Here is a 22150-nt window from a genome sequence, read left to right as displayed (position 1 = left end):
AATTTTTTTGGAAAAAACATTGAAGAAATTAGCGAAAGTGATTGATCGTATGATGGATCACGTTGATTTGTATGGCGGACCAAGTGTGGTTAGTGACGACGATCTTGAACACTACTTAGATCCTGTTTTTTACTTGATCTTTTGCGCGGAAACAGATGGTGGCATGACTAAATTAAAAGACAAAGTCTTTGTCGAATCGGTGTACACCGAAATGCTGCCTCAAGAAGTACCGTACAGTTTAAATTTTCTTCCGTTTGCCAAAACAGCCATTGAAGACTTTTATTACTGCATGTATAAAGAAAAGCATATCACCAAATCACAATACCAAGAAATCGCCTTTGTATTGGCTGAAAAACAACCTATCTTTTTCGCACGGATGTCCAAACCCCAGTTTTGGTCAGCTGAAAAGAAAGAAGCGATGTTAGCGATGATTCAAGACACCGATCCTGAAGAACATGAACTATTGCCTGTTGATGACCCGCGTATTGCTGCAATCTCGCCAAAAATCGTCCCATTTCCAACGAAACATACGGCCTTTGATGAAGCGGCAAATACACCAGTCGCCTATCAGATCCGTATTGATTTAGAAGGATACCGTCCGCCAATTTGGCGTCGTTTGATCATTCCTGCTGGGCTGACCTATGAGCAGCTGCATATGTTGATCCAGATTGCCTTTGAGTGGATGAATCAACATTTGTACTTGTTTATTGCCGGTTCGAAATCGATCGGCTTAGGCAATTCCGTACCAACGGATGCTTCCGGTATTGACGAAGATTTTCAGTATTGCAAGTCCATGACCTACATTTATGATATGGGGGCAGATTGGACGCATAAGATCAAAATTGAAAAAGTGTTGACCGCAGAAGATCACCCAGATCCCGTCGTTCCAGTTTGTATCAAAGCTGTTGGCGATGTTCCGATCGAAGATGCCTTTGATGATGATTTCCGAGAACCACTGGATCGTGAGATCATCAATGAAGTGTTACTCGATTATTGGGAAACAGGAGAATATGTTTAGCGATCAGCTAGATGACTGTACCGTAATTTTGCAAGACTAACAGTGACAACCACCAGACCCTAGCGGTTCTGGTGGTTTTTTAATCTTCTGTCAAAGACGCTTTTTGATATATTCTGTCATCGGTTTTGTGTAGCTCGAGAAGTTTTTGGGTTGAGATCGTCCATCATTGATCCGATTGGCTAGGAGATAACCGATATAAGGCCCGGTCGTTAACCCAGAAGAACCAAGTCCACTGGCGGCGAACAAATTCGTTTCATCAGGCACTTCCCCAAAGAACGGCGCAAAATCAGAAGTATAGGCACGTGTGCCAACGCGCATGGTCATAGGCGTGGCAAAGAGTGCTTCGGGGTCTTCAAGAAAAGTACCGATTCCTGTCATCAATTGCTGCTTGGCAGCTTCCGTAGGCGTCAGATCCCAACCAGCATCATTTTCATGCGTAGCGCCTAATAAAATTTGACCATTTGAGAAGGGGATCAAGTCACCTTCACCCTCTAACATGGCGACTGGCCAATTATCTGTCGGTAAGTTGGCAGCAAAGGAAAGCAATTGGCCTTTTTGCGGACGAATATCAACGTGATACCCCAAAGGTGATAACAAGTCTAACAATCCAGGTCCAGCTGTCAGACAAAGAACCTCTGCCTCAAGGAGTTGATCCTTTACTTTGATTTGCCAATGGCTGTCCTTTCTTAAAATCTCGGCTTTTTCTTCGATAAAAGTGACTTGATGCTGTAAGGCAACTCCTTTTACGTGCGCAAGATAAGCACGACCATCTAAACGACCACCCCCTGAGATCCGTAATGAGGACATTTCCTTTAATAATGGCAGTGCCTCTTTGGTTTGTGGCCCTGTCAGCAAATCGATCTCGCCGATTTCTGGGGCTTCTTTGCGGCGACTTACAGCCAGATCTGCTAGCTCCTGAAGCGCGTTTTCGGGACGCACCACCAACGTGCCACAGGGGGCATAGATGGAATCATCTAATGCAAAATCCCGCACCAATTGTGGGAAAAACGCGGCACCGTCTTGTGCAAGCTGGTACCATTTTTTATTGCGGCGTTTGGAGAGCCAAGGGGAGATGATGCCAGCACTAGCAGACGTTGCTTGCCCGATAAGGGAATCAACGACAGTCACGTCAAATTTGGTTTTATCAAGATAATTGGCGAGGGTCAATCCAATGATCCCACCGCCGATAATCACAACTTTTTTCATAGTAGAAGACTCCTTTGGTTGATTTCAATGAAAAGCGAATAAAAAGCGAAAGTTCTCTTAATGCCGTTTTCTTTGCGTACTTAATTGCGTATAATAAGGAAATGGAAAAGAGGGTATTATGCAAACTATTCAAACAGTCTTAAAAGAACATTTTGGCTATTCACAGTTTCGTGAAGGTCAAGAGACGATTATTCAATCTATTTTAACACAACAAAATGTTTTGGGAATCATGCCTACTGGTGGCGGGAAATCGATTTGTTATCAGTTGCCAGCGCTCTTGCTGGATGGGGTCACCTTGGTCATTTCACCTTTGATTTCTTTAATGAAAGATCAAGTAGACAGCCTCGTTGATATGGGGATCCCCGCTGCTTACATCAATTCTTCCTTGACAGGAGCACAGATCAATCAACGCTTGCAAGAAGCTCGCCAAGGACGAATCAAGCTGCTGTACGTTTCTCCAGAACGTCTGGACTCAGAAGCTTTTCGCTATTCGCTGCGGCAGATGCCGATCGCTTTGTTAGCCGTTGATGAGGCCCACTGTATTTCCCAATGGGGTCACGATTTTCGCCCGAGCTATCTGCGGCTCGCCGAAACGATCGACAATTGGGAACAAAAGCCCACGATCGTAGCCCTTACCGCAACAGCTACGCCCAAAGTTGCCGAAGATATCGAAAACTTACTTTCGATTCCAGCTGAAAATCAAGTCAAGACCGGCTTTGCGCGGGAAAATTTGGCTTTTCAAGTCGTCAAGGATCAAAAAGATACCTACATAACGACGTATTTGAAAATGAACCAAGGACAATCAGGTATTATTTACGCCAGCACCCGCAAAGAAGTGGAACGAATCTATCACCTGTTGAAGCATGAACACGTGTCAGTCGGGTATTACCATGGCGGGCTTTCAGAAGAAGAGCGCTCCTTTTTCCAAGAAGAATTTCTCTATGACCGCCTACAAGTGATGGTAGCCACCAATGCATTCGGAATGGGAATCAACAAAAGCAACGTCCGCTTCGTGATCCATGCCCAGATACCAGGTAATTTGGAGTCTTATTATCAAGAAGCAGGGCGTGCTGGACGAGATGGGGAACCCAGTGATGCGATCTTGCTTTATGCGCCGCAAGACATGCAGATCCAGCAATTCTTTATCGATCAATCCGAATCAGACATTCTTTATCGCCAAAACGAATACTTGAAGTTGCGGGAGATGAGCCAATACGGACATACCCAATTGTGTTTGCAGCGCTATATTTTGCGTTATTTCGGAGAAGATGGTCCCGATTGCGGTCGTTGCAGCAATTGTCTTGATGAAAGAGAACAAGTGGATATCACAGTGGATACACAAAAAGTGTTGTCATGTGTGAAACGAATGGGCGAACGCTTTGGGAAAGCCCTGGTGGGGAAAGTGCTAACTGGCTCAGGCGATCAAAAAGTCAAACAGTGGGGCTTTGAAAAATTACCGACTTATGGATTAATGAAAGATTGGTCCCAAAAGGAAGTCAATCAGCTGATCGATTATTTAACAGCATCAGGGTATCTTTTGCCGTCTGAAGGGCAATACCCGTTGTTAAGTGTGACCAATGCGGGGATTGATGTGTTGCTTGGAAAAGCAAAAGTTTATCGAAAACAAACCAAAGTCAAACAGTTAGTGGTGGATGACGAGCTATTCGATCAACTGCGCACCTTACGATTGAATCTCGCACAAGAACAAAATTTGCCGCCATATGTGGTTTTTTCTGATAAAACACTACGAGAATTGGCGGAAGTTCAGCCAAAAACGCCGATCGAGTTTTTACAGATCAAAGGAGTTGGCCAAAACAAGTTGGATAAGTATGGTGACGCCTTTTTAGCATTGCTTTCTGAATACGAAAAGACGGAAAGTGACTAAAATAGACATTTTTCTAAGATAAGACAAAAAAGACAGCAGGAAGGGACGAAACATCAATGATTACGATTCGACCGGCAGTAGCTGCAGATCAAGCATTTTGGTTTTCTTTGGATACTCACTTACCAACGGAAGTCTTCGCCAAAAAGATAATGGAAAAAACTGCTTATGTTGTAGTTGCAGACGACCAGCCAGTAGGGTTGCTGCGCTACAATTTTTTCTGGGACACGATTCCTTTTTGTACCATGTTAGTGATCGCAAAAGCGCATCAAGGCAAGGGAATCGGGAAACGGTTGGTTACTTATTGGGAACAACAGCAAAAAGCAGCTGGCCATGCGCTTTGCTTGACTTCCACACAAGTCGACGAGCAGGCACAGCATTTCTATCGTAAACTCGGTTACCAAGATGCCGGTGGGTTACTTTTGACAAGTCCTGGATTTGAACAGCCGATGGAATTGTTTCTTGTCAAACAGTTGTGATGTTTCTGCCAGCTTATGGTACATTGATAGGAGAACAAAAAAATAGGAGCGTTTAAGATGTCTTTTTTTGGAAAAATCGATTTCAATGAGTTATCAGAGACCGATCGTGCAATCTATCATTACATGTCCAGCCAAAGTGATAAAATTCCTTACATGCGTGTCCGTGAGATCGCGCTTGAATCCCACACTTCAGCTTCTTCGGTCATGCGCTTTATCCGTAAATTAGGGTACGAAAGCTTTACGGAGTTTCGCACCCAATTTAAAGTCCCTGAATTAGATGCCGTTAGTTTTTATAGCAGCATGAATGTCCTGAATGCTGAACATTTTCCGCGAGATATTGAAGGAAAGATTCGTCGGATCGCAGAAAGAATGTTGGAATGCGACAACATCATTTTTTATGGCATCGGTGCCTCTGGTTCCATGTGTGAATACGCTGCCCGCCGTTTTGCTACGATTGGATTTAATAGCTATGCATTAGTGGATAATACGTACCCCATTTTTGCTAAGTTGAAGCATACTTCGGATAATATGATCGTCGTCTTGTCCATCACGGGAACGACTACCGAGATTATTGAAGTCGTCAATGGGTTTCGTAACAATCCAGACTTCACTACGGTAGCGATCACCAGTGACGCCAATAGCACTCTGGGACGAATGTCCGATTATGTCTTGGACTATTCAGTTGATGTAAAACGCATCAACAAGTATGAAGATTTGACGACGCAAATTCCTTGTCTTTTCTTAGTGGAAGCTTTATCAGAGACGGTTCGTCAGTTTTCGTTAACAGCAGAAGAATTGTAAACGGATTTTTCTCTTTATTCACACGTAAATTAACAAACAGCTTCATTCCATCAAAAGGGATTCCTTTGATGGAATGATTTGGCTGTTTGTTTTTTTATTGTGAAAAAAATAGGTGTAGGTATCGATGGGAATCGACTTGAAAAGTTTGCTGTTTTTAAAAAAAGTAAAGCGACTAGCAAGAGGAACTGAGGGGCGAGACAATGTGTGCAGCAAGAATGACCTGAATTCGTGTCGTTTTCAATAGATTTTTATAGAATGACGCGTATTTTGGAAGAAATGAGCCATGAAAGATAACGGAGATTCACAATATTCACCATTTGATGAAGAATGTGAATTTTATCAAAAGTCAATCAACGATATAATAAATAGAACATGTTTGAAAACCATCGTTTTTGAGATATGTTATTTTATTTTGAGTGATATTTTTAATAAGGCTGATAAACCATGCTTTAAAATGGTTTTCTTCCACATTTCTTGCAAATCCTTTTATAATCTCAAAAACGATGGTTTTTGAAGTGAATTCTATAAAAGGAGGAGGGAGAATGAACATCAAAGGTGCGCGTTTTTTAGCAAAACTTCTAAAAGGCTGTCTCGCCTTATGGGTCGCTTGCAGTTTTCCAATAACAAGCTTCAGCGATGAGCTGCGATCAACCGAAACAGATGGAACCGTGCAGTTTACAGGAGTATATGAACCGCTAGATCCTCCAGAACCATCACCGCCAACAGGACCAGTCCTACGCCCGCCGCAAGACACGGTGAAGCCGGGGGGAGAACTGCCTCAGACTAACACCGTTCAGCGATTGGATTGGGTGATTCTAGGCTGTCTTTTGATAATTATCGCGCTTGACTTATATGTACTAAAACAAATCATTCGAAAAGGAAAAGCTACTTCCCCAAAGTGGGAATAGCGTCCATTTAACAAACAAGAGAATGACATTTAGGAGTGAATGGGATGAACTCATTTTTTCGTAAAAAAAATAAAGAATTACTGGTTTTGCTTATCTTACTCCCTCTGATTATGACGTTCACGATCATGAATGCCGAGACGATTTATTCGTGGACCCCAGAGAATGAGCAAGAGGAGAAATCAGCTGAAGAAGTAATCGGAGAAATCTTCTTTCCAGAAGAATTGATCCAAGGAGAAGTCGATTATGTACTAGATTTTATCTTTTACTCAGAAGATGCCCTTGAAACGGTGGACCTCGCTTTGCCTGAACAAGTAATCATCGATCAGGAAGCATTGATGGAGGGGCTAACTGCTGTAAAAACAGAAAACGAAGGGGTGTGGCAGCTGATCAGCGAGGTCCCACAAACCACCTTTGTCTTACCGATTATTGTGGATACGATCGGAGAATATGAGCTCATCGTTGCCGAGTCTGCGTCACAACGGCTTCTGATAGTGGAAAACACGGTGATCGAAGATACTGATCAAGACGAAGATGAAAATGATTCTGCGGAAGCTGCACAAGAGGAAGAAGGAGACGAGGCTTCGGATGCGGCAGCGAAAGAGGCGGAAGTGGATGATAGAAGTGAGCAGATGGTCGAAGTGACGATTGACAAAAACAATTTTAGAGAACACTTTGATGTCCAAGGCACTGCTACTTACAATGAAGAAACGGGTCTATTAGTCTTGACAGAAGATATCACTTGGTCAGTCGGTTATGTTACCTTAAAAGACAGAATTAGTCTGGATCAGCCATTTACGCTTAAAGGTAGAGCCAATATAGGGTCTAAACCACGTGGTGCTGATGGGATGGCATTTGGCTTTCATAATTCTGAGACTCACATAAGAGGTCATGAGGGCAATGCATTTGGGATCGGTGGACTGAGAGATGCCTTCGCTTTTAAACTAGATAATAATTATAATGATACTCGAGGTCTTTTTGATAGTAATAGGTTTACCGTTGAAAGGGATCCAATACAAGTCGGCGATGCACCCTTTGCTGGCTTTATCTATCATAGGACACCAGTATTACTGGAAACATATATGGGAAATGATGCTCCAGCAGCAAGAACGGGTGCCAGAAATGGGGCAGATGATCCGATCTTGATTGAATATCAGCCAAATAATGAAGGTCGCTGGTTTCAAGTTACGTATAGAGATCGGATTTGGCGACGTGATATCAGTGATTGGCAGCCCGCTGATGTTTCTGCAATGGCATTTATTATAGCCGGCAGTACGGGAGCGAGAAGTGATCGCCATACCTTTTATTTTGAAGAAATGAACTACTACATTGGTACCGGAACCGTCCATGTAAACTATCTGGATCGAGAGACAGGAGAGCCTATTCTTCCTGCGGATACACTGGATCTGCCGTTACGTTTTCTTCATACACTGGACCCCAAGAACCGAGAGAGCGATGAACCCTATCAGTTAGGGTATGACTATTATGGTGTTGAGTATGAAGCAGAACACTTTGACCCAGATACATTTGACATTATGCCGCAGCCGTTCCATCAGGAGGTGACTTTTTTATTTGATCGCGTGCCATCGAACATCAAGATCAATCACATAGATGAAGAAGGGGTAACACTGAGGGAACCAACCTATCAAGGAGAATTCGTAAATGAATCGGTCGATATCCTGCCTGTGGAGATTCCTTATTATCAATATCTTTACGAGCGGGACGGTCAGCCGCTGGAAACAAGAGTCACCCGAGATGAACAAGAATACTGGCTGGTTTATGGTTTAGAAAGTACTCCGCAACCAGTAGATCCTCTTGACCCGGATACGCAAGTAAACCCTGAGAATCCGCCTGAGATTGATGAAGAACAAGGGTTTGTCAGCTTGGATTTTGTTTCCCAATTCCAGTTTGGGACAGTGGGCATTCGGTCAGAAACGACGACCTATGATGCCTTACCGCAAAAACTGCTTCATTCGGCTTATCCAAATGATAATCTACGCCCTAATTATGTGCAAGTTTCGGATCGGAGGCGGGAAAATTCTGGTTGGACCCTCCGTGCAACCTTACGAACCCCTTTTGAAAGTGATGAAGGGCATCAACTGAATGGTGCTAGAATTTTGTTAAACAATATCGATGTAGCAACGACTCGAGAGAATGTGTCTGATCCCCCTACGTTTAAACCGCAAGCAACCCTGACTGTTGGACAGGCTGAAGTGATTGCGCAAGCAAATGCCAACGAAGGTAGAGGCACTTGGGTCCAGCGCTTTGGCGATCGAGAAACAATGGATCAAAGTGTGAAACTTGAGGTGCCAGTGAGTGCAGCACCTCAAGCCACGCGATATACAGCAACGATCCTCTGGGAACTTTCCTTTGTTCCTTAAGAATAAAGTAAAAAGAAGCTGCAGCTAGTTGCAGCTTCTTTTTATTAGAATCATGGAAGAGACAATGTCGGATGTATCAGGGGATTCGGTGCGATCCATTTTTTGTGGTACACCTTGTACCATGATGAAGATTTTTCCTTTTTCCCATGAGTTGATCCAAAGTAGGAACACTATCTTTTTTTGAAAACGTTTTTAATTATACTAGATGAAAGGAATAGATACTTTTTTGCTTCTGCTAAGAAGGCGCAAATAGGGCTTTTTTTAAGCAAAAGAAGAGAACCGAATGATTGGAGAGAATAATAGTGGAGACCGTAAAACTAAAAGAACTGATTGACCAAATGACCGTAGCTGAAAAAGTGGGCCAGTTAGTCCAACTGACGCCAGATTTTTTTGCACAAGGAGGAGAAATCACGGGTCCGATGCAGCAATGGCAAATGAGTGAAGACCAATTATTTACGATTGGTTCTGTGTTGGGCGCTCATACTGCTGAACAAGTATATGCCATCCAAACGTCTTATCTTGAGAAAAGTCGTTTAAAGATTCCCCTTGTTTTTATGGCAGATGTTATCCATGGGTATGAAACGATTTTCCCAATTCCGCTTGCCTTAGCCTCTTCCTTTGATGCGCAGTTAGTGGAAGAGGTTGCTAAAGCTTCAGCGAAAGAAGCGGCAGAAGCTGGTGTCCATGTCACGTTTTCACCGATGGCGGATCATGTCAAAGACGCGCGCTGGGGAAGGGTCTTGGAAAGTAATGGGGAAGATCCCACCTTATCTTCTGTATTGACGGCTGCTTATGTACGAGGGTATCAAGGAACTGCTTCCCTTGCAGAAAATAAACAGCGAATTGCCGCTTGTGTCAAACACTTTATCGGCTATGGCGCTGCAGAAGGTGGACGGGACTACCATACCGTTGATTTGTCCGATCTGGAGCTCTATCAGAATTATTTGCCCGCGTTTCAGGCTGCGATTGAAGCAGGGGCACAATTAGTAATGACCTCCTTTAATACGATCCACGGTGTTCCTGCCACCGCAAATCAACCCTTATTGCAGGAAGTATTACGACAAAAGCTGGGATTCGACGGCTTGATCATCTCAGATTGGGCAGCGGTAGCGGAATTGATGGCGCATCGTGTAGCTGCTGATCGAAAGGAAGCCGCAAAGAAAGCTTTTACTGCTGGCGTGGAAATGGATATGATGAGCGATTGCTATCTGAATGCATTGGAACAAATCATTCATGCAGAACCTGAAATGAACGAGCAGCTAAATAAGGCTGTCTTTCATGTGTTAAGCTTAAAAAATAAGTTGGGTCTTTTTGAAGACCCTTTTAGAGGATTAGTGCAGGGCAACTTAGCACCAAAATTAGTGCAGGAAACACGCCACCTTTCACGAGAAGCAGCAAAGAAAACAACGGTTCTTCTGAAAAACCAAGCACTGTTGCCGTTACAGAAAAAACAAAAGGTCGCATTGATCGGCCCCAAAGCAGCTTCGAAGGATCTTTTGGGGGCTTGGTCGTGGATCGGCAAACCGGAGGCTGCGGTCTCCTTAGCGGAGGGTCTTTCTCAAAAAGAAATTGACTTAACTGTCTTATCGTATCCTGATGGGGAAATGCTGACGAGTACCTTTATTGATGAGGCGTGTAAAGTTGCTAAAGAAGCTGAGGTTGTTTTATTGGCTCTGGGGGAAACTAGCGAGGAAGCGGGAGAAGCGGCAAGTCTGACCAAACTTTCTTTATCAAGAAAGCAAGAAGCATTGATTGAAGCAGTAAGTCAGGTCAATCCTAGGATCGCAACGATTCTTTTCTGTGGCAGACCACTAGTTTTGACCGCCATCGAGCCTCTTTGCCAAGCCATCATGATTGCTTGGTTCCCTGGATCAGAAGGAGGCAATGCGTTGGCAGATTTGTTGATGGGCGAGTCTGAACCGCAAGGACGTTTAGCTATGAGTTTTCCTCGAGCAGAAGGCCAATTACCGATGACCTATGCTCAACTCTCTACAGGGCGTCCACTGACTGAAGAGAATAGTGATCAAAAATATATTTCGCGTTATATGGATGAAAAAAATGAGCCATTGTTTTCTTTTGGCTCGGGGATGGGCTATGGTCGATGCACGATCACCCACACCCAAATCATTAATCCTCAGGAAAAGGATGCACCATTTGAGATCAGCTGCACGCTGAAAAATGAGGGAGATGTGCCGCATACGACGACACTGCAACTCTATAGCAGAGACGATGTTACAGAAGTAGCGCGACCGATGCGGGAATTAAAACAATGGCAAAAAATCCATCTTGCTGCAGGCGAAGAAAGGCAGCATACATTCTATGTTACACCAGAGGATTTTGCTTACGTTCATTCCGATTTCTCGACAAAAAGTGATCCTGGTACGATTTCTTTATACCTTGGCTTTGCTGCTGCCTCAGCGAAGTTGATTGGTACGCTCACGATTTAAAAGCCTTTCGAGGCTTTTTTTTGTAGGTACAACTTGTACCATGATGGCACAGGTTTCAAGTTGCTGGTACAAACGCCAATCAGCCCTAGAATCATTGTGGATGAAAACGTTTTTATATATAGTTGGATTATCAGATGACCAGTGAGGTAACGGTCGTTCATTTTTCCGATAAAATAAAAACGTTTTTATTTTTGCGGGATCAGTTTAGGAGGTGAGGGTCATTTGGCAAATCGAATCACGATCCGAGAAGTAGCGAAAGAAGCAAATGTGTCGATTGCGACGGTTTCCAAAGCACTCAACGGTGTCGATGTTGTTCGCCCAGCTACGAAAGAACGTGTGGTGGCGGCAGCACAACGTTTGCATTATGTTCCCAATTTAATGGGCAAACAATTGAAAAACACGAAAACGAAAATGCTCGGTTTCTACACTACCAGCATGAAAGGGCCTTACTTTAGCGTATTAGTTGAAGCGATTGCCAGAGAGGCAGAAAAACATGGTTATGCGGTCAATGTCTTCTTATCCACGGATAAACGAGTGGTTCTCAATAGTATATTAGGCGGTGTTGTTGATGGCATTATTGGCTTTGAAGATTTTTTAACAAAGCAGGATTTGGCTGCGATGGAACGAGAACAAATCAAAGCCGTCTTTATCGATCGAAACATTCAAGAGAAGAACTTCGGCAGTGTAGTCTTTGATTCTTTCGAAAAAGGAAAAGCAGCCACCGAGTATCTTTTGTCTCTTGGCCACAAAAAAATTGCCTTTATCAGTGGTATCACTGGTGTTTATGATAGTGATGAGCGCTTAAGAGGGTATTTAGAAGCATTAAACGAGGCAGGGGTTTCTAAAAGGTCGGACTATCAATTACAGGGGTTCTTTGAAGAAGAACGAACGAGAGTCCGTGTGCAACAGTTTTTGTTAGAGCAGAAAGATTTACCCACAGCGTTTCTGGCGGGAAATGATCTTAGTGCGATCGGAACGGTCAAGGCGATCCATGAGACCAAGTGGCGGGTGCCAGATGATTTCAGCGTAATTGGTTTTGATGGCATCGATCTTTTGGACTATTTCATGCCTCGGTTGACGACTGTGAAAAATCCAATCCAATTGCAAGGGGTCACGGCAGTCAAACACTTGATCGAAATGATTGAGGAAAATGCCATTGGGATCTCCTACGTTTTACCAGGGGAATTGTGCATCAATCAATCGACAAAACAAGTAAATGAATAATGAGGGTGAAGCAATGTTTATTGGAATCGATGTTGGAGGAACCACCATCAAATATGGTGTGATCTTGAAAAACGGTGAAATTGTCAAAAAAGGACAGATGCCGACGATCCATGAAAAGGAGGGATTTTTGCAATCCATCACAGCATTGATCAAATCATTGCAGCAAGAAGCAATAGTCGATGGTGTCGGGATTAGCGCACCGGGCATCATCCAAAAAGATGGCACGATGATTACAGCAGGATCAATCAAATCCCTTTATGGAATCAATTTAAAGCAAGAAATAGAAGAACGTGTCAAGCTACCGGTCATGGTTGAAAATGATGCCAATGCAGCGGCGATCGCTGAAAAATGGCTTGGGCACGCACAGAACTGTGAGAACTATCTATGCCTTGTCGTCGGTACAGGCATTGGCGGTGGGATCATTGTTAATGATCAGCTCTATCGCGGCAGCCATGGCATGGCAGGTGAATTCGGATGGATGCTGATCGATAGCTTACCTGACCAAGGAAATTTAGAAACTGTTTCCTTGAACCAAAGAGCTGCTGTCGTGGGGGGGCTTTGCCACCAGTACCAGTTGGCACTTCAACAGCTTGGTCGGAGTGATTTCCCTCAAGATGCGGTGGAGATCTTTCAGCGAGGAGCGCAAGGAGAAGTGGTAGCGAACCAAGTGCTTGCACAGTTTTTTCAAGATTTATCGGTGGGCTTGCTCAATTTGATCAGTACATTTGATCCCGAGCTGATTTTGATTGGTGGTGGGATCAGTGAAAATGATGAGTTTATGGCAAGGCTTGAAGAGAACCTCTGTCAGCTAAAAGCTCGCCATGAAAGTATTGGTTACTTAGAAGGACGCACGATTGCACCGATTCGACGTGCAAAATTAAAAAATGATGCAGGTATGATTGGTGCGGTCTATCAGTTGATAAACCAACGAAGGAAGTAACTCATTTCCTTCAGATGAAAAAGTAAGCGTTTTAGAAAGGGTGGAACAATGGAATCTAAAGGAGTCGTACTTAAAGCAACCCCAAAGAAAAGAACCTTTTTGCAGAAACTAAAAGGCCAAAGTTTTTATCAAGCAATGGTTTGGCCTGGGATTATCCTGATGATTATTTTTAATTTTATCCCACTATACGGGATCGTCATCGCATTTAAAGATTACTCAGTGCTTGATTCGATCGCGAATGCAGAGTGGGTCGGTACCCAATATTTCCAAGAATTTTTTAGTGATTCAATGTTTTGGACGGTGATGAGTAATACGTTAGGCATCAGCTTTTTTAAACTACTGATTGGTTTTCCAGCAGCGATTGGCTTAGCGGTATTGATCAATGAAATCGTTCATGTGCGCTTGAAGAAGGTTGTTCAAACGGTGTCTTATTTGCCACATTTTCTTTCTTGGGTCATCTTAGGAGGCATGTTTATTACGTGGTTGTCTGATACCGGTTTGGTCAATAATTTACTGTTAGGTGTTGGGTTGATCGATGAACCGATCCGCTTCTTGACTGATCCCGAAAAATATTGGGCGATTGCAGTCATTTCCGATATTTGGAAAGAAGTTGGATGGAATACGATTTTATACATCGCTGCTATGACAGGGATCAATCCAGCTCTTTATGAAGCAGCGAGAATGGATGGCGCCACGAAGTTTCAGCAGATTACTCGGATCACGATCCCTTCGATCCGTCATATTATCGCCTTGACATTTGTTTTGTCAGTCGGTGGGTTATTGGGTTCGAACCTCGATCAAACACTCGTCTTACAAAACCCTGTCAATTATCAGTCCAGTGAAGTCATTAATTCATTCGTCTATAAAATGGGGATTCAACAAGGAGACTTCTCCTATGCGACCGCCGTTGGTCTATTTGTGTCGGTTGTTTCATTGATCCTTGTGGTCGGTAGTCATCTTTTGACAAAAAAAATCAGTGATGAATCAGTCTTTTAGAGGAGGGAAAGTATGAAACAAACATTTTCAAAAGATGAGAAGATCTTCAATACTGCCAATGTGATTTTCATGGTGTTCTTCTTAGCCATCATTGCGTTGCCACTATGGAATATCGTCGCCTTGTCTTTCAATGATGCAACCGATGCCGCAAGAGGGGGGATCTATTTCTGGCCACGGGAATTTTCACTAGAAAGTTACTACACCGTTTTTGAAGATTCTGCGATCTATAAAGCCTTTGTCATCTCAGTTGCAAAAACAGTGATTGGTGTTGTTTTGCATACGGCATTGACGGCGATGGTTGCTTACGGGATGAGTCGTAGAAACTTAATGGGGCGGAAAATCTACATGAACATGGGGATTTTAACGATGTTCGTTTCTGGAGGGATGATTCCTACCTTTCTCTTATTTAAAGAACTCGGCTTGTTAAATAATTTTTGGGTTTACATCATACCTGTTTTATTTTCTTTTTACGACATGGTGATTTTGATGAATTTTTTTCGGAGCATTCCATTTTCGCTGGAAGAATCTGCCATGATGGATGGCGCCAATCCTTTTATTATTTTCGTAAAAATCATTTTGCCATTGTCCCTTCCAGTTTTGGCAACCATCGCATTATTCCACGGCGTCTTTCAGTGGAACGACTACATGACCGCCAATATCTATGTTGATGATCGTAGTTTATATCCTTTACAAATGCTACTATTTCGGATCGTTTCGGAAAATCTATCGCCTGCAGTAGCAACAGGCACCAATGTGGTCAGAAATACGACTTCTCAGTCACTGCAATTAGCAACTATGGTGGTAACGACGGTTCCTGTCGTCGTGATCTATCCATTTTTACAAAAGTACTTTATTCAAGGGATGACTCTTGGATCAGTAAAAGAATAGACAAAAGGAGAGAAAAAAATGAAAGCAAGCAAATTATTTTTAGGGATCGGTCTCGTATGTACATCAGTCATGGTATTAGGTGCCTGTGGTAATTCCAGCAGCGAGTCAAAAGGAGCTGCTGAGGTAGAAGATCTGCCAGAAGCTCGCTTTGAAGCAGACAAAGATACCCCAAGCTGGCAAAAAGACACTGACCATGAAGCGACCTTGAAGTGGTATGTCAACTTTGATTGGTATGCTCAGCCAGGTTGGGGAAAAGATACTGTGACGCGAAAAATCAAAGAAGACATGAATATCAATGTCGAATTTATTTCAGGGAATGATGAGAACCTTAACACGATGTTAGCTGGAGGCGATCTGCCAGATATCATGACCTTCGATAAAAATCTATCTGCTGCCAACGAAGCGACGAAATTTGCTTTACCACTGAGTCTTTTGGCAGAAAAATACGATCCTTATTTCCTAGAACATGCAGCGAAGCCTGAATCTGTTCAATGGTTTACTTTAGAAGATGGCAATATCTATGGATACCCAAGCTTTTCAACGACTGCGCAAGATTATGAGGACGGCAATGTAGTGGGAGATCAAGTCTTCATTGTCCGCAAAGATATTTACGAAGCATTGGGTGAACCTGATATGTCGACGCCCGAAGGATTTTTAGATGCGTTAAAACGGGCAAAAGAAGCATTTCCGACAGCAGATGATGGTGCTGCATTAGTCCCATTTGCTTCGACTGCATTAGATATTTCCAATGGCGGGGATGGCGCTTATGGTGGTACTTTGCAAGATTTTCTAAGCATTGCACCAAGTGTTGATGGGCAATTCAATGATCGAGACGCTGATGAGGAGTATATCACGTGGATCGAGACTTTTAGAAAAGGTTACAATGAAGGATACATCACCAACGACCAATTTTCAGACAATGACAACACGATGAAAGAAAAACTAGGGCAGGGCCGTTACTTTGCTTACTTGCATACAAACACGAAAGGACTCAATGAGTTCATGTCAGACAATAATGCCCGTAATCCTGAACAAACCTATATTGCCGTCGATGGGCCGAAGAATTCGAATGGCGATGATTCCACTTTTACTGGCGGAAATATTGGTGGATGGACACAAACCTTTATCACGACGTCGACAAAAGAACCCCAAAAAGCCATGGAGCTTTTGACCTATTTGGCAAGTGAATATGGCACGATGGTCACGACCTTTGGGATTGAAGGGGAAACATACAACCTCGTAGATGGCGTGGTTGAATACTCAGAGGAAACAGAGGCCTTACGAAATTCGGACATAGCTCGTTTTGACAAGGAAGTTGGGCTAGGTTCTTATTGGTTTGTTGGGAATGACAATTATGCTATCCAAATGGGACAAAAACCAGCTACATCGATTCGTCAGATGGTGGAATGGTCTCAAGATAAGTTAGCACCACGTTTTGAGATCGAAGACATTGATCCTCGCACCGGTTCTGAAGCAAGAAACCTCACTTCCATCAACACAGCAAGAGTGCAAGCGTTGGTCAACTTTATTCAAGCAGACTCTGAAGAAGCGGGACGTCAGATTTGGGAAGACTACTTACAAGAACGAGAAAACAATGGGTGGTCAGCAATCGTTGATTACCGAAATGAGAAAATCGCTGAAAATATTGAAAAACTAAACTAAAGGTGTGTGTGTGATGTTTGCTTTAGAGAGTCGTTTTTATCGTCTTTGCGAAGTTATTTTTCGTATGCTGGTTTTGAATCTCTTGTTTTTGGTGGTGTCGTTTCCGATCATCACGTTTCCTGCAGCTATGCGAGCGGTCGTAGATGCTTATGAACATCCTGAAGCAAAACTGCTACCCCCCTTCTTGAAAAACAGCAAAAACGCATTGTTGAAGACCCTACCATTAGGGGTCTTCAATCTCTTCTCATTTTTATGCGAACTCAGCTTGTGGCGTTCTGCTGCTTTGACGAATTCATTGTTTTTCTCTTTTTTGACCATCATTTTTCTTACATTTTTGTTGTCCTACAACATTAACCTGTATGTGATGCAATCAAAATTGCAAGATCGGCAAAACCTGTTTGACCTTTTTCGTAGTAGTTTTTTCTTTACAATGATGCACTACCATAAAGGGATCGGAATTTTAGTCCTAGCAGCGATCGGCTATTTCTTCACATGGCACTCAGCACCAAGTATCTTCTATCTGTTTTGTCTGTCTGGGCCCTTGTATTTTTATCAAAAAGTGTTGCATCTAAACAGAGTGGATCAATCTTGATTCACTCTTTTTTTGTTGCTTGTATTCGCCACTAGCAAGGAAGTAGATAGGATGAAACATGTTCCAATCTTTGAAACGCATTGAATTGAAAACGTTTGCTATTCTATTAGTAACAAATGTTTCCTATAATGAACCTACAAATCAACTACAAAGGAGTTTCCTCAATGAAAGAAAAAGTGATGGATGCGATGCAGAAATTCTCCAAGGCAATGTTTGTGCCTGTTTTGATTTTGCCGATCGCAGGGATATTGATTGCCGTTGGGAATGTGTTTACAAATGTCCGCTTGCTTGAGCAGTTTCCTTTTTTGGATAATCCGATAACCACCGGTTTTGGTAGTATCTTATCCGCTTCCTTATTACCGATTTTAACCAATTTAGGCATTATTTTTTGTGTTGGGATCGCTCTAGGGTTGGCCAATAAGAAAAAGGCTGAAGCGGGATTTACCGCGTTGTTGGGATATTTCGTCTTCTTAAATGCCATGAACAAATTCATGGAGCTTCGGGGGATGTTGGTTCCAGCCGATGCGCTTCAAGGTTCAGGGCAAGCGATCGTTTTAGGGATCCAAGTGCTGGATATGGGGGTCTTTCTTGGCATCATTTTAGGGATCGTCGTAGCATTGATCCATAATCGTTTTATCGATACGACCTTTAACAACGCCTTTCAAGTTTATGGCGGCGCGCGCTTCGTCTTTATTGTCTTGATTCCGGTCGTCGTGTTATTAGCCATCGTTTCCACGTTTGTATGGCCAGTAATACAAACTGGCATCGACGGTTTAGGCGGCATCATTCAACAAACGGGCAACTTTGGTATCTTCTTGTACGGTACGCTAGAACGCTTATTGATTCCAACTGGCTTGCATCACTTGATCTACACGCCGTTTTTGTATACTTCATTAGGCGGTGTCGCAGAAGTTGGCGGTCAAGTCTTTGAAGGGGCACGAAACATTTATTTTGCGGAAATTGCTGACCCAGCAGTCCGCGTATTATCGCAAAGTGTCATTTGGGACGCTCGTGGGATTTCAAAAATGTTTGGACTGATCGGTGCCTGTTTGGCGATGTATCAAACGGCAAAACCAGAAAATAAAGTCAAAGTCAAAGCCATTTTGATTCCAGCAGTTGTGACTTCCTTTATTGCAGGTGTGACTGAACCAATCGAATTTTCTTTTATGTTCGTGGCACCTGTTTTGTTCGTCATTCATTCTGCCCTTAGCGGCTTGAGCATGGTGGCGTTAAATCTCTTTGGTTCTCGCGCCATCGGACCGAATGGCTTCATCGACTTTCTTTTGTACAACTTGCCCTTAGGGATCGAGAAAACTCGCTGGCCAGTGTACTTGATCGTCGGGGTCGTCTTCTTCTTTCTTTATTACTTCTTGTTCCGTTTTTTGATCACGAAACTGAATTTGAAAACGGTCGGTCGTGAAGAAGGTGGGACAGAGACCAAACTGTATTCGAAGAAAGAGTACAAAGAAAAACAACTTGCTGGAGCAGGTGTCGGGGTCATGGCGAGTGACCAAGCCGCCCCTAGTCCAACTAGTGAAACAAGTATCTCAGCAATTATCACCAAAGCGCTAGGTGGCGATGACAATATCAAAACCATCGACAACTGCTATACCCGCTTACGTTTAAAACTAAAGGATCCTGAACTCGTGGATGAAGCACTGCTAAAAGACGAAACACAAGCCAAAGGCGTGATCAAAAATGGTGAAAATGTCCATGTCGTCTATGGGTTGACCGTGCCGAAAGTGCGGGAAGAGTTAGAAAATTATCTGGGAAGAGAAGGAGAGATTGAATGATGAAAAATTTTTCAGTAGTGATCGCAGGGGGCGGCAGTACTTTTACCCCGGGAATCGTTATGATGCTGCTTGACAATCAAGAACGCTTTCCTTTAAGAAAGCTGAAACTATACGACAATGATGAAGCACGCCAAGCGATCCTTGGTGAAGCCCTAGCGATTTTATTAAAAGAACAAGCACCGCAAATCGAATTTTCGTTTACGACGGATCCTGAAGAAGCCTTCAGCGATGTCGATTTCTGTATGGCGCATATCCGAGTAGGAAAGTATGACATGCGGGAAAAAGATGAAAAAGTCCCTTTGCGCCATGGCGTCTTTGGCCAAGAAACCTGTGGACCAGGAGGGATCGCTTATGGGATGCGCAGCATCACTGGTATGCTGGAGATCATTGATTACATGGAAAAATATTCCCCCGATTGTTGGATGCTGAATTATTCCAATCCGGCTGCAATCGTAGCTGAAGCGTGTCGGGTCTTGCGTCCGAAATCAAAGGTTCTGAATATCTGTGACATGCCCGTGGGCACGTTGCGTCGCATGTCGCAAATCATCGGCAAGCAGCCAGAGGAACTAGAAGTTCGCTACTTTGGCTTGAATCATTTTGGCTGGTGGACCAGCGTCAAAGACAAAGAAGGCACGGAGTACATTCAAACCATTCGTGACTACGTTGCAGAACATGGCTATTTGACGCAGATCGAAGTGGATACCCAACATACTGACCCAAGTTGGCAAGACACCCACAAAAAAGCCAAAGACCTCTTGGCGCTCACACCAGAATATCTGCCAAATACGTACTTGAAGTATTATTTATACCCAGATTACGTCTACGAACACATGAAAGAACATCCAGAGTATACGCGTTCCAATGAAGTGATGGAAGGACGGGAAAAACGAGTGTTCGATCATGCCAAAAAGATCACTGCCCAAGGCTCTGCTGAAGGGATCGCCTTTGAGATTGATGCCCATGCAACCTTTATCGTTGATTTGGCACGCGCCATCGCTTTTAATACGCATGAGCGAATGGTCATGATTGTGGAAAACAACGGCGCGATTGCGAACTTCCCAGATGATGCCATGGTGGAAGTGCCATGTATCGTCGGTTCTGATGGACCAGAAGCCCTCGCTCAAGGAAAAATTCCTGCCTTCCAACAAGCGCTCATGTTTCAGCAGGTGACTGTGGAAAAATTAGTGGTCGAAGCATATGTGGAAAAGAGCTATCAAAAAATGTGGCAAGCGTTAAGCCTTTCCAAAACGATTCCTAGCGCAAAAGTAGCCAAAGAGTTGCTCGATGATTTGGTTTCGGAAAATGGTGATTACTGGCCAGGATTGTCTTGATTTGTTTCACATTTGCGAAACATTTGCTGTTTGGATAACTGAAAGAGGAAGATTCTCCAAGAATCTTTCTCTTTTTTGATTTTTGTTGTGGAAGGATAATTCTCTGAAGAAAATCACCACGAAACGTCTTATCAACAAAACGATCAGACAGGTATACTAGAATATGCCACTAACTATGGTAGAATAAAGCTAATTGAATCAGATGAGAGGGAGCAATGCGATGTTTTTAGGGATTGATATCGGCACGACAGCCATAAAATTTGGGGTCATTGAAGATCGGAAAATCATTTACTCACAGTCATTACCAATCAAAACCCATAGCCACGGGTTAAAACAGACCCAATCAGCGACCCAGATCAGTAGCCAATTGATCAGTGGTGTCACAACGATTCCCGCTCAATTAAAAGCGGCAATCACAGTGATCGGGTTCAGTACCGCCATGCACAGTTTGATGCCAGTGGCTGGTGAGACCGCAGAAGAGATTTACATTTGGTCAGACAATCAAGCGAGTCAAACGATGACGGCCTTTCGTCAAACGGATCTGGCGGCAACGTTTTATGAAGAGACAGGGACCCCGATCCATGCGATGTCTCCCTTTGCGAAACTGGCTTATTTTCAAACAAATGGTTCATATTCCAAAGAGACGAAATGGTTTGGCTTAAAAGAACTAGCAATGGCGTTGTTTACCGGACAAGCACGGATCGATTATAGTACCGCATCAGCGACCGGTCTTTTTTCTTTGAAAGAAAAGCAATGGAGTCAAAAGATTCTCAATTATTTATCCCTTTCAAAAGCCCAGTTAGCGCCTTTATGTGCACCGACTGATCGTTTTTTGATTACCGAGGAGATGGCGCAGCGGTGTGGCTTGAAGCCTGAGGTAGAAGTGATGTGTGGGGCTAGCGATGGGTGTTTAGCAGCATATGCTGGCTATATTTCTACAGGGATCCGCAACAGCTTGACGATCGGAACCAGTGCGGCGGTTCGTAAAGTAAGTGAGACCACCGTCTTTGATTGCCAAAAACAAAATTTTTGCTACTATCTGCAAGATGACCTCTATGTCGTAGGGGCACCTTCAAACAATGGTGGCTGTGTCCTTGCTTGGGCAAAAGAGACCTTATCAGAAGATCCTGATGCATTTTATCATTATCTGCCTCAAGTCATGGAGGAGTCGCCGATCGGCAGTAACGGCTTACGTTTTTTCCCCTATTTAAACGGGGAGCGGGCACCTTTTTGGACAAATGAGATCACAGGCGGCTTTTCTGGCTTGACCCTGAAACACAATCGCTCAGACATGTTGCGGGCAGTCATCGAAGGCATGCTGATGAACATCGATTTATTAAAGCAAATGGCGCAGTTGGAAGGGGCAGTCACTGTAAGTGGTGGTTTCTTTCAAACAAAACTTTTAGGTCAAATGACCGCGGATGTGTTGGGGCTGACCTGTTATCTTTCCGATGAAAACGAACCGATATTCGGCTTGTATGATTTATACAAAAGCTCTGTTGTGCGGCAAGATCAGCCAGATGAAAAATTTGTTCCTGATCCGCAGAACCAAGCGCTCTATCAAGAATTGGCAAAAACCTATTTTCAAGCATAAGCAAAAACCAG

General features: G+C 43.5%; 17 protein-coding genes. 16 read left to right on the top strand and 1 reads right to left on the bottom strand.

Annotation, left to right across the window (positions count from 1 at the left end; all coding sequences use genetic code 11):
- Positions 1–7: 7 nt before the first annotated feature.
- Complete coding sequence (locus IGI76_RS09930) at positions 8–1018, top strand: plasmid pRiA4b ORF-3 family protein (protein ID WP_311902374.1); 1011 nt, start codon at positions 8–10, stop codon at positions 1016–1018.
- A 90-nt stretch (positions 1019–1108) separates the two neighbouring features.
- On the opposite strand, the gene IGI76_RS09925 is transcribed toward IGI76_RS09930, so the two are convergent.
- Positions 1109–2224, bottom strand: coding sequence for an NAD(P)/FAD-dependent oxidoreductase (locus tag IGI76_RS09925; protein WP_333719307.1), 1116 nt, complete (start codon positions 2222–2224; stop codon positions 1109–1111).
- 118 nt (positions 2225–2342) lie between these two features.
- On the opposite strand from IGI76_RS09925, the gene recQ reads away from it, so the two are divergent.
- From recQ to IGI76_RS09850, 15 genes are all read left to right on the top strand, one after another.
- The gene (recQ, locus tag IGI76_RS09920) at positions 2343–4109 is read left to right on the top strand and encodes a DNA helicase RecQ (protein WP_010749536.1); all 1767 of its coding nucleotides are present in this window, start codon (positions 2343–2345) and stop codon (positions 4107–4109) included.
- 56 nt (positions 4110–4165) lie between these two features.
- The gene (locus IGI76_RS09915; protein ID WP_060793049.1) at positions 4166–4585 is read left to right on the top strand and encodes a GNAT family N-acetyltransferase; all 420 of its coding nucleotides are present in this window, start codon (positions 4166–4168) and stop codon (positions 4583–4585) included.
- 57 nt (positions 4586–4642) lie between these two features.
- Positions 4643–5386 carry a MurR/RpiR family transcriptional regulator gene (locus IGI76_RS09910; protein ID WP_015509932.1) on the top strand — a complete coding sequence of 248 codons (744 nt, stop codon included), beginning with the start codon at positions 4643–4645 and terminating at the stop codon, positions 5384–5386.
- 542 nt (positions 5387–5928) lie between these two features.
- Positions 5929–6294 (top strand): hypothetical protein, encoded by a 366-nt coding sequence (locus tag IGI76_RS09905; protein WP_016610961.1) that lies wholly within the window; start codon positions 5929–5931, stop codon positions 6292–6294.
- 44 nt (positions 6295–6338) lie between these two features.
- Positions 6339–8672 (top strand): lectin-like domain-containing protein, encoded by a 2334-nt coding sequence (locus IGI76_RS09900; RefSeq protein WP_333719306.1) that lies wholly within the window; start codon positions 6339–6341, stop codon positions 8670–8672.
- Positions 8673–8974: 302 nt separating this feature from the next.
- Entirely contained in the window at positions 8975–11119 is a 2145-nt protein-coding gene (locus IGI76_RS09895; protein WP_333719305.1) for a glycoside hydrolase family 3 N-terminal domain-containing protein, read from the top strand.
- Between the two features lie 222 nt (positions 11120–11341).
- Entirely contained in the window at positions 11342–12343 is a 1002-nt protein-coding gene (locus IGI76_RS09890) for a LacI family DNA-binding transcriptional regulator (RefSeq protein WP_156235860.1), read from the top strand.
- Positions 12344–12356: 13 nt separating this feature from the next.
- Complete coding sequence (locus IGI76_RS09885; protein WP_311902388.1) at positions 12357–13283, top strand: ROK family protein; 927 nt, start codon at positions 12357–12359, stop codon at positions 13281–13283.
- 48 nt (positions 13284–13331) lie between these two features.
- Entirely contained in the window at positions 13332–14279 is a 948-nt protein-coding gene (locus IGI76_RS09880; protein WP_016610970.1) for an ABC transporter permease, read from the top strand.
- 12 nt (positions 14280–14291) lie between these two features.
- Positions 14292–15167 (top strand): carbohydrate ABC transporter permease, encoded by an 876-nt coding sequence (locus IGI76_RS09875; RefSeq protein ID WP_005236529.1) that lies wholly within the window; start codon positions 14292–14294, stop codon positions 15165–15167.
- Positions 15168–15185: 18 nt separating this feature from the next.
- On the top strand, positions 15186–16829 hold the full coding sequence (locus IGI76_RS09870; RefSeq protein WP_311902390.1) for an ABC transporter: 1644 nt from the start codon (positions 15186–15188) through the stop codon (positions 16827–16829).
- 13 nt (positions 16830–16842) lie between these two features.
- Positions 16843–17421 carry a hypothetical protein gene (locus IGI76_RS09865; protein WP_333719303.1) on the top strand — a complete coding sequence of 193 codons (579 nt, stop codon included), beginning with the start codon at positions 16843–16845 and terminating at the stop codon, positions 17419–17421.
- A 164-nt stretch (positions 17422–17585) separates the two neighbouring features.
- Positions 17586–19214 (top strand): PTS transporter subunit EIIC, encoded by a 1629-nt coding sequence (locus IGI76_RS09860; protein ID WP_333719302.1) that lies wholly within the window; start codon positions 17586–17588, stop codon positions 19212–19214.
- On the top strand, positions 19214–20545 hold the full coding sequence (locus tag IGI76_RS09855) for a 6-phospho-alpha-glucosidase (protein ID WP_034858513.1): 1332 nt from the start codon (positions 19214–19216) through the stop codon (positions 20543–20545). Before IGI76_RS09860 ends, IGI76_RS09855 begins: the two co-directional genes overlap by 1 nt.
- A gap of 220 nt (positions 20546–20765) precedes the next feature.
- On the top strand, positions 20766–22139 hold the full coding sequence (locus IGI76_RS09850; protein ID WP_311902395.1) for a gluconokinase: 1374 nt from the start codon (positions 20766–20768) through the stop codon (positions 22137–22139).
- Positions 22140–22150: the final 11 nt, after the last annotated feature.

It is taken from the genome of Enterococcus sp. DIV2449a (genome assembly GCF_051711225.1).
GTDB lineage: Bacteria > Bacillota > Bacilli > Lactobacillales > Enterococcaceae > Enterococcus_D > Enterococcus_D casseliflavus.
This window is presented reverse-complemented; position numbering and strand designations above follow the sequence as displayed.

Excerpts from the sequence above, each read along its gene's own strand:
- recQ (WP_010749536.1), top strand. The coding sequence starts at position 2,343 with ATGCAAACTATTCAAACAGTCTTAAAAGAACATTTTGGCTATTCACAG.
- IGI76_RS09910 (WP_015509932.1), top strand. The coding sequence starts at position 4,643 with ATGTCTTTTTTTGGAAAAATCGATTTCAATGAGTTATCAGAGACCGAT.
- IGI76_RS09925 (WP_333719307.1), bottom strand. The coding sequence starts at position 2,224 with ATGAAAAAAGTTGTGATTATCGGCGGTGGGATCATTGGATTGACCCTC.
- IGI76_RS09880 (WP_016610970.1), top strand. The coding sequence starts at position 13,332 with ATGGAATCTAAAGGAGTCGTACTTAAAGCAACCCCAAAGAAAAGAACC.
- IGI76_RS09900 (WP_333719306.1), top strand. The coding sequence starts at position 6,339 with ATGAACTCATTTTTTCGTAAAAAAAATAAAGAATTACTGGTTTTGCTT.
- IGI76_RS09870 (WP_311902390.1), top strand. The coding sequence starts at position 15,186 with ATGAAAGCAAGCAAATTATTTTTAGGGATCGGTCTCGTATGTACATCA.
- IGI76_RS09885 (WP_311902388.1), top strand. The coding sequence starts at position 12,357 with ATGTTTATTGGAATCGATGTTGGAGGAACCACCATCAAATATGGTGTG.
- IGI76_RS09915 (WP_060793049.1), top strand. The coding sequence starts at position 4,166 with ATGATTACGATTCGACCGGCAGTAGCTGCAGATCAAGCATTTTGGTTT.
- IGI76_RS09875 (WP_005236529.1), top strand. The coding sequence starts at position 14,292 with ATGAAACAAACATTTTCAAAAGATGAGAAGATCTTCAATACTGCCAAT.
- IGI76_RS09850 (WP_311902395.1), top strand. The coding sequence starts at position 20,766 with ATGTTTTTAGGGATTGATATCGGCACGACAGCCATAAAATTTGGGGTC.
- IGI76_RS09860 (WP_333719302.1), top strand. The coding sequence starts at position 17,586 with ATGAAAGAAAAAGTGATGGATGCGATGCAGAAATTCTCCAAGGCAATG.
- IGI76_RS09905 (WP_016610961.1), top strand. The coding sequence starts at position 5,929 with ATGAACATCAAAGGTGCGCGTTTTTTAGCAAAACTTCTAAAAGGCTGT.
- IGI76_RS09865 (WP_333719303.1), top strand. The coding sequence starts at position 16,843 with ATGTTTGCTTTAGAGAGTCGTTTTTATCGTCTTTGCGAAGTTATTTTT.
- IGI76_RS09855 (WP_034858513.1), top strand. The coding sequence starts at position 19,214 with ATGAAAAATTTTTCAGTAGTGATCGCAGGGGGCGGCAGTACTTTTACC.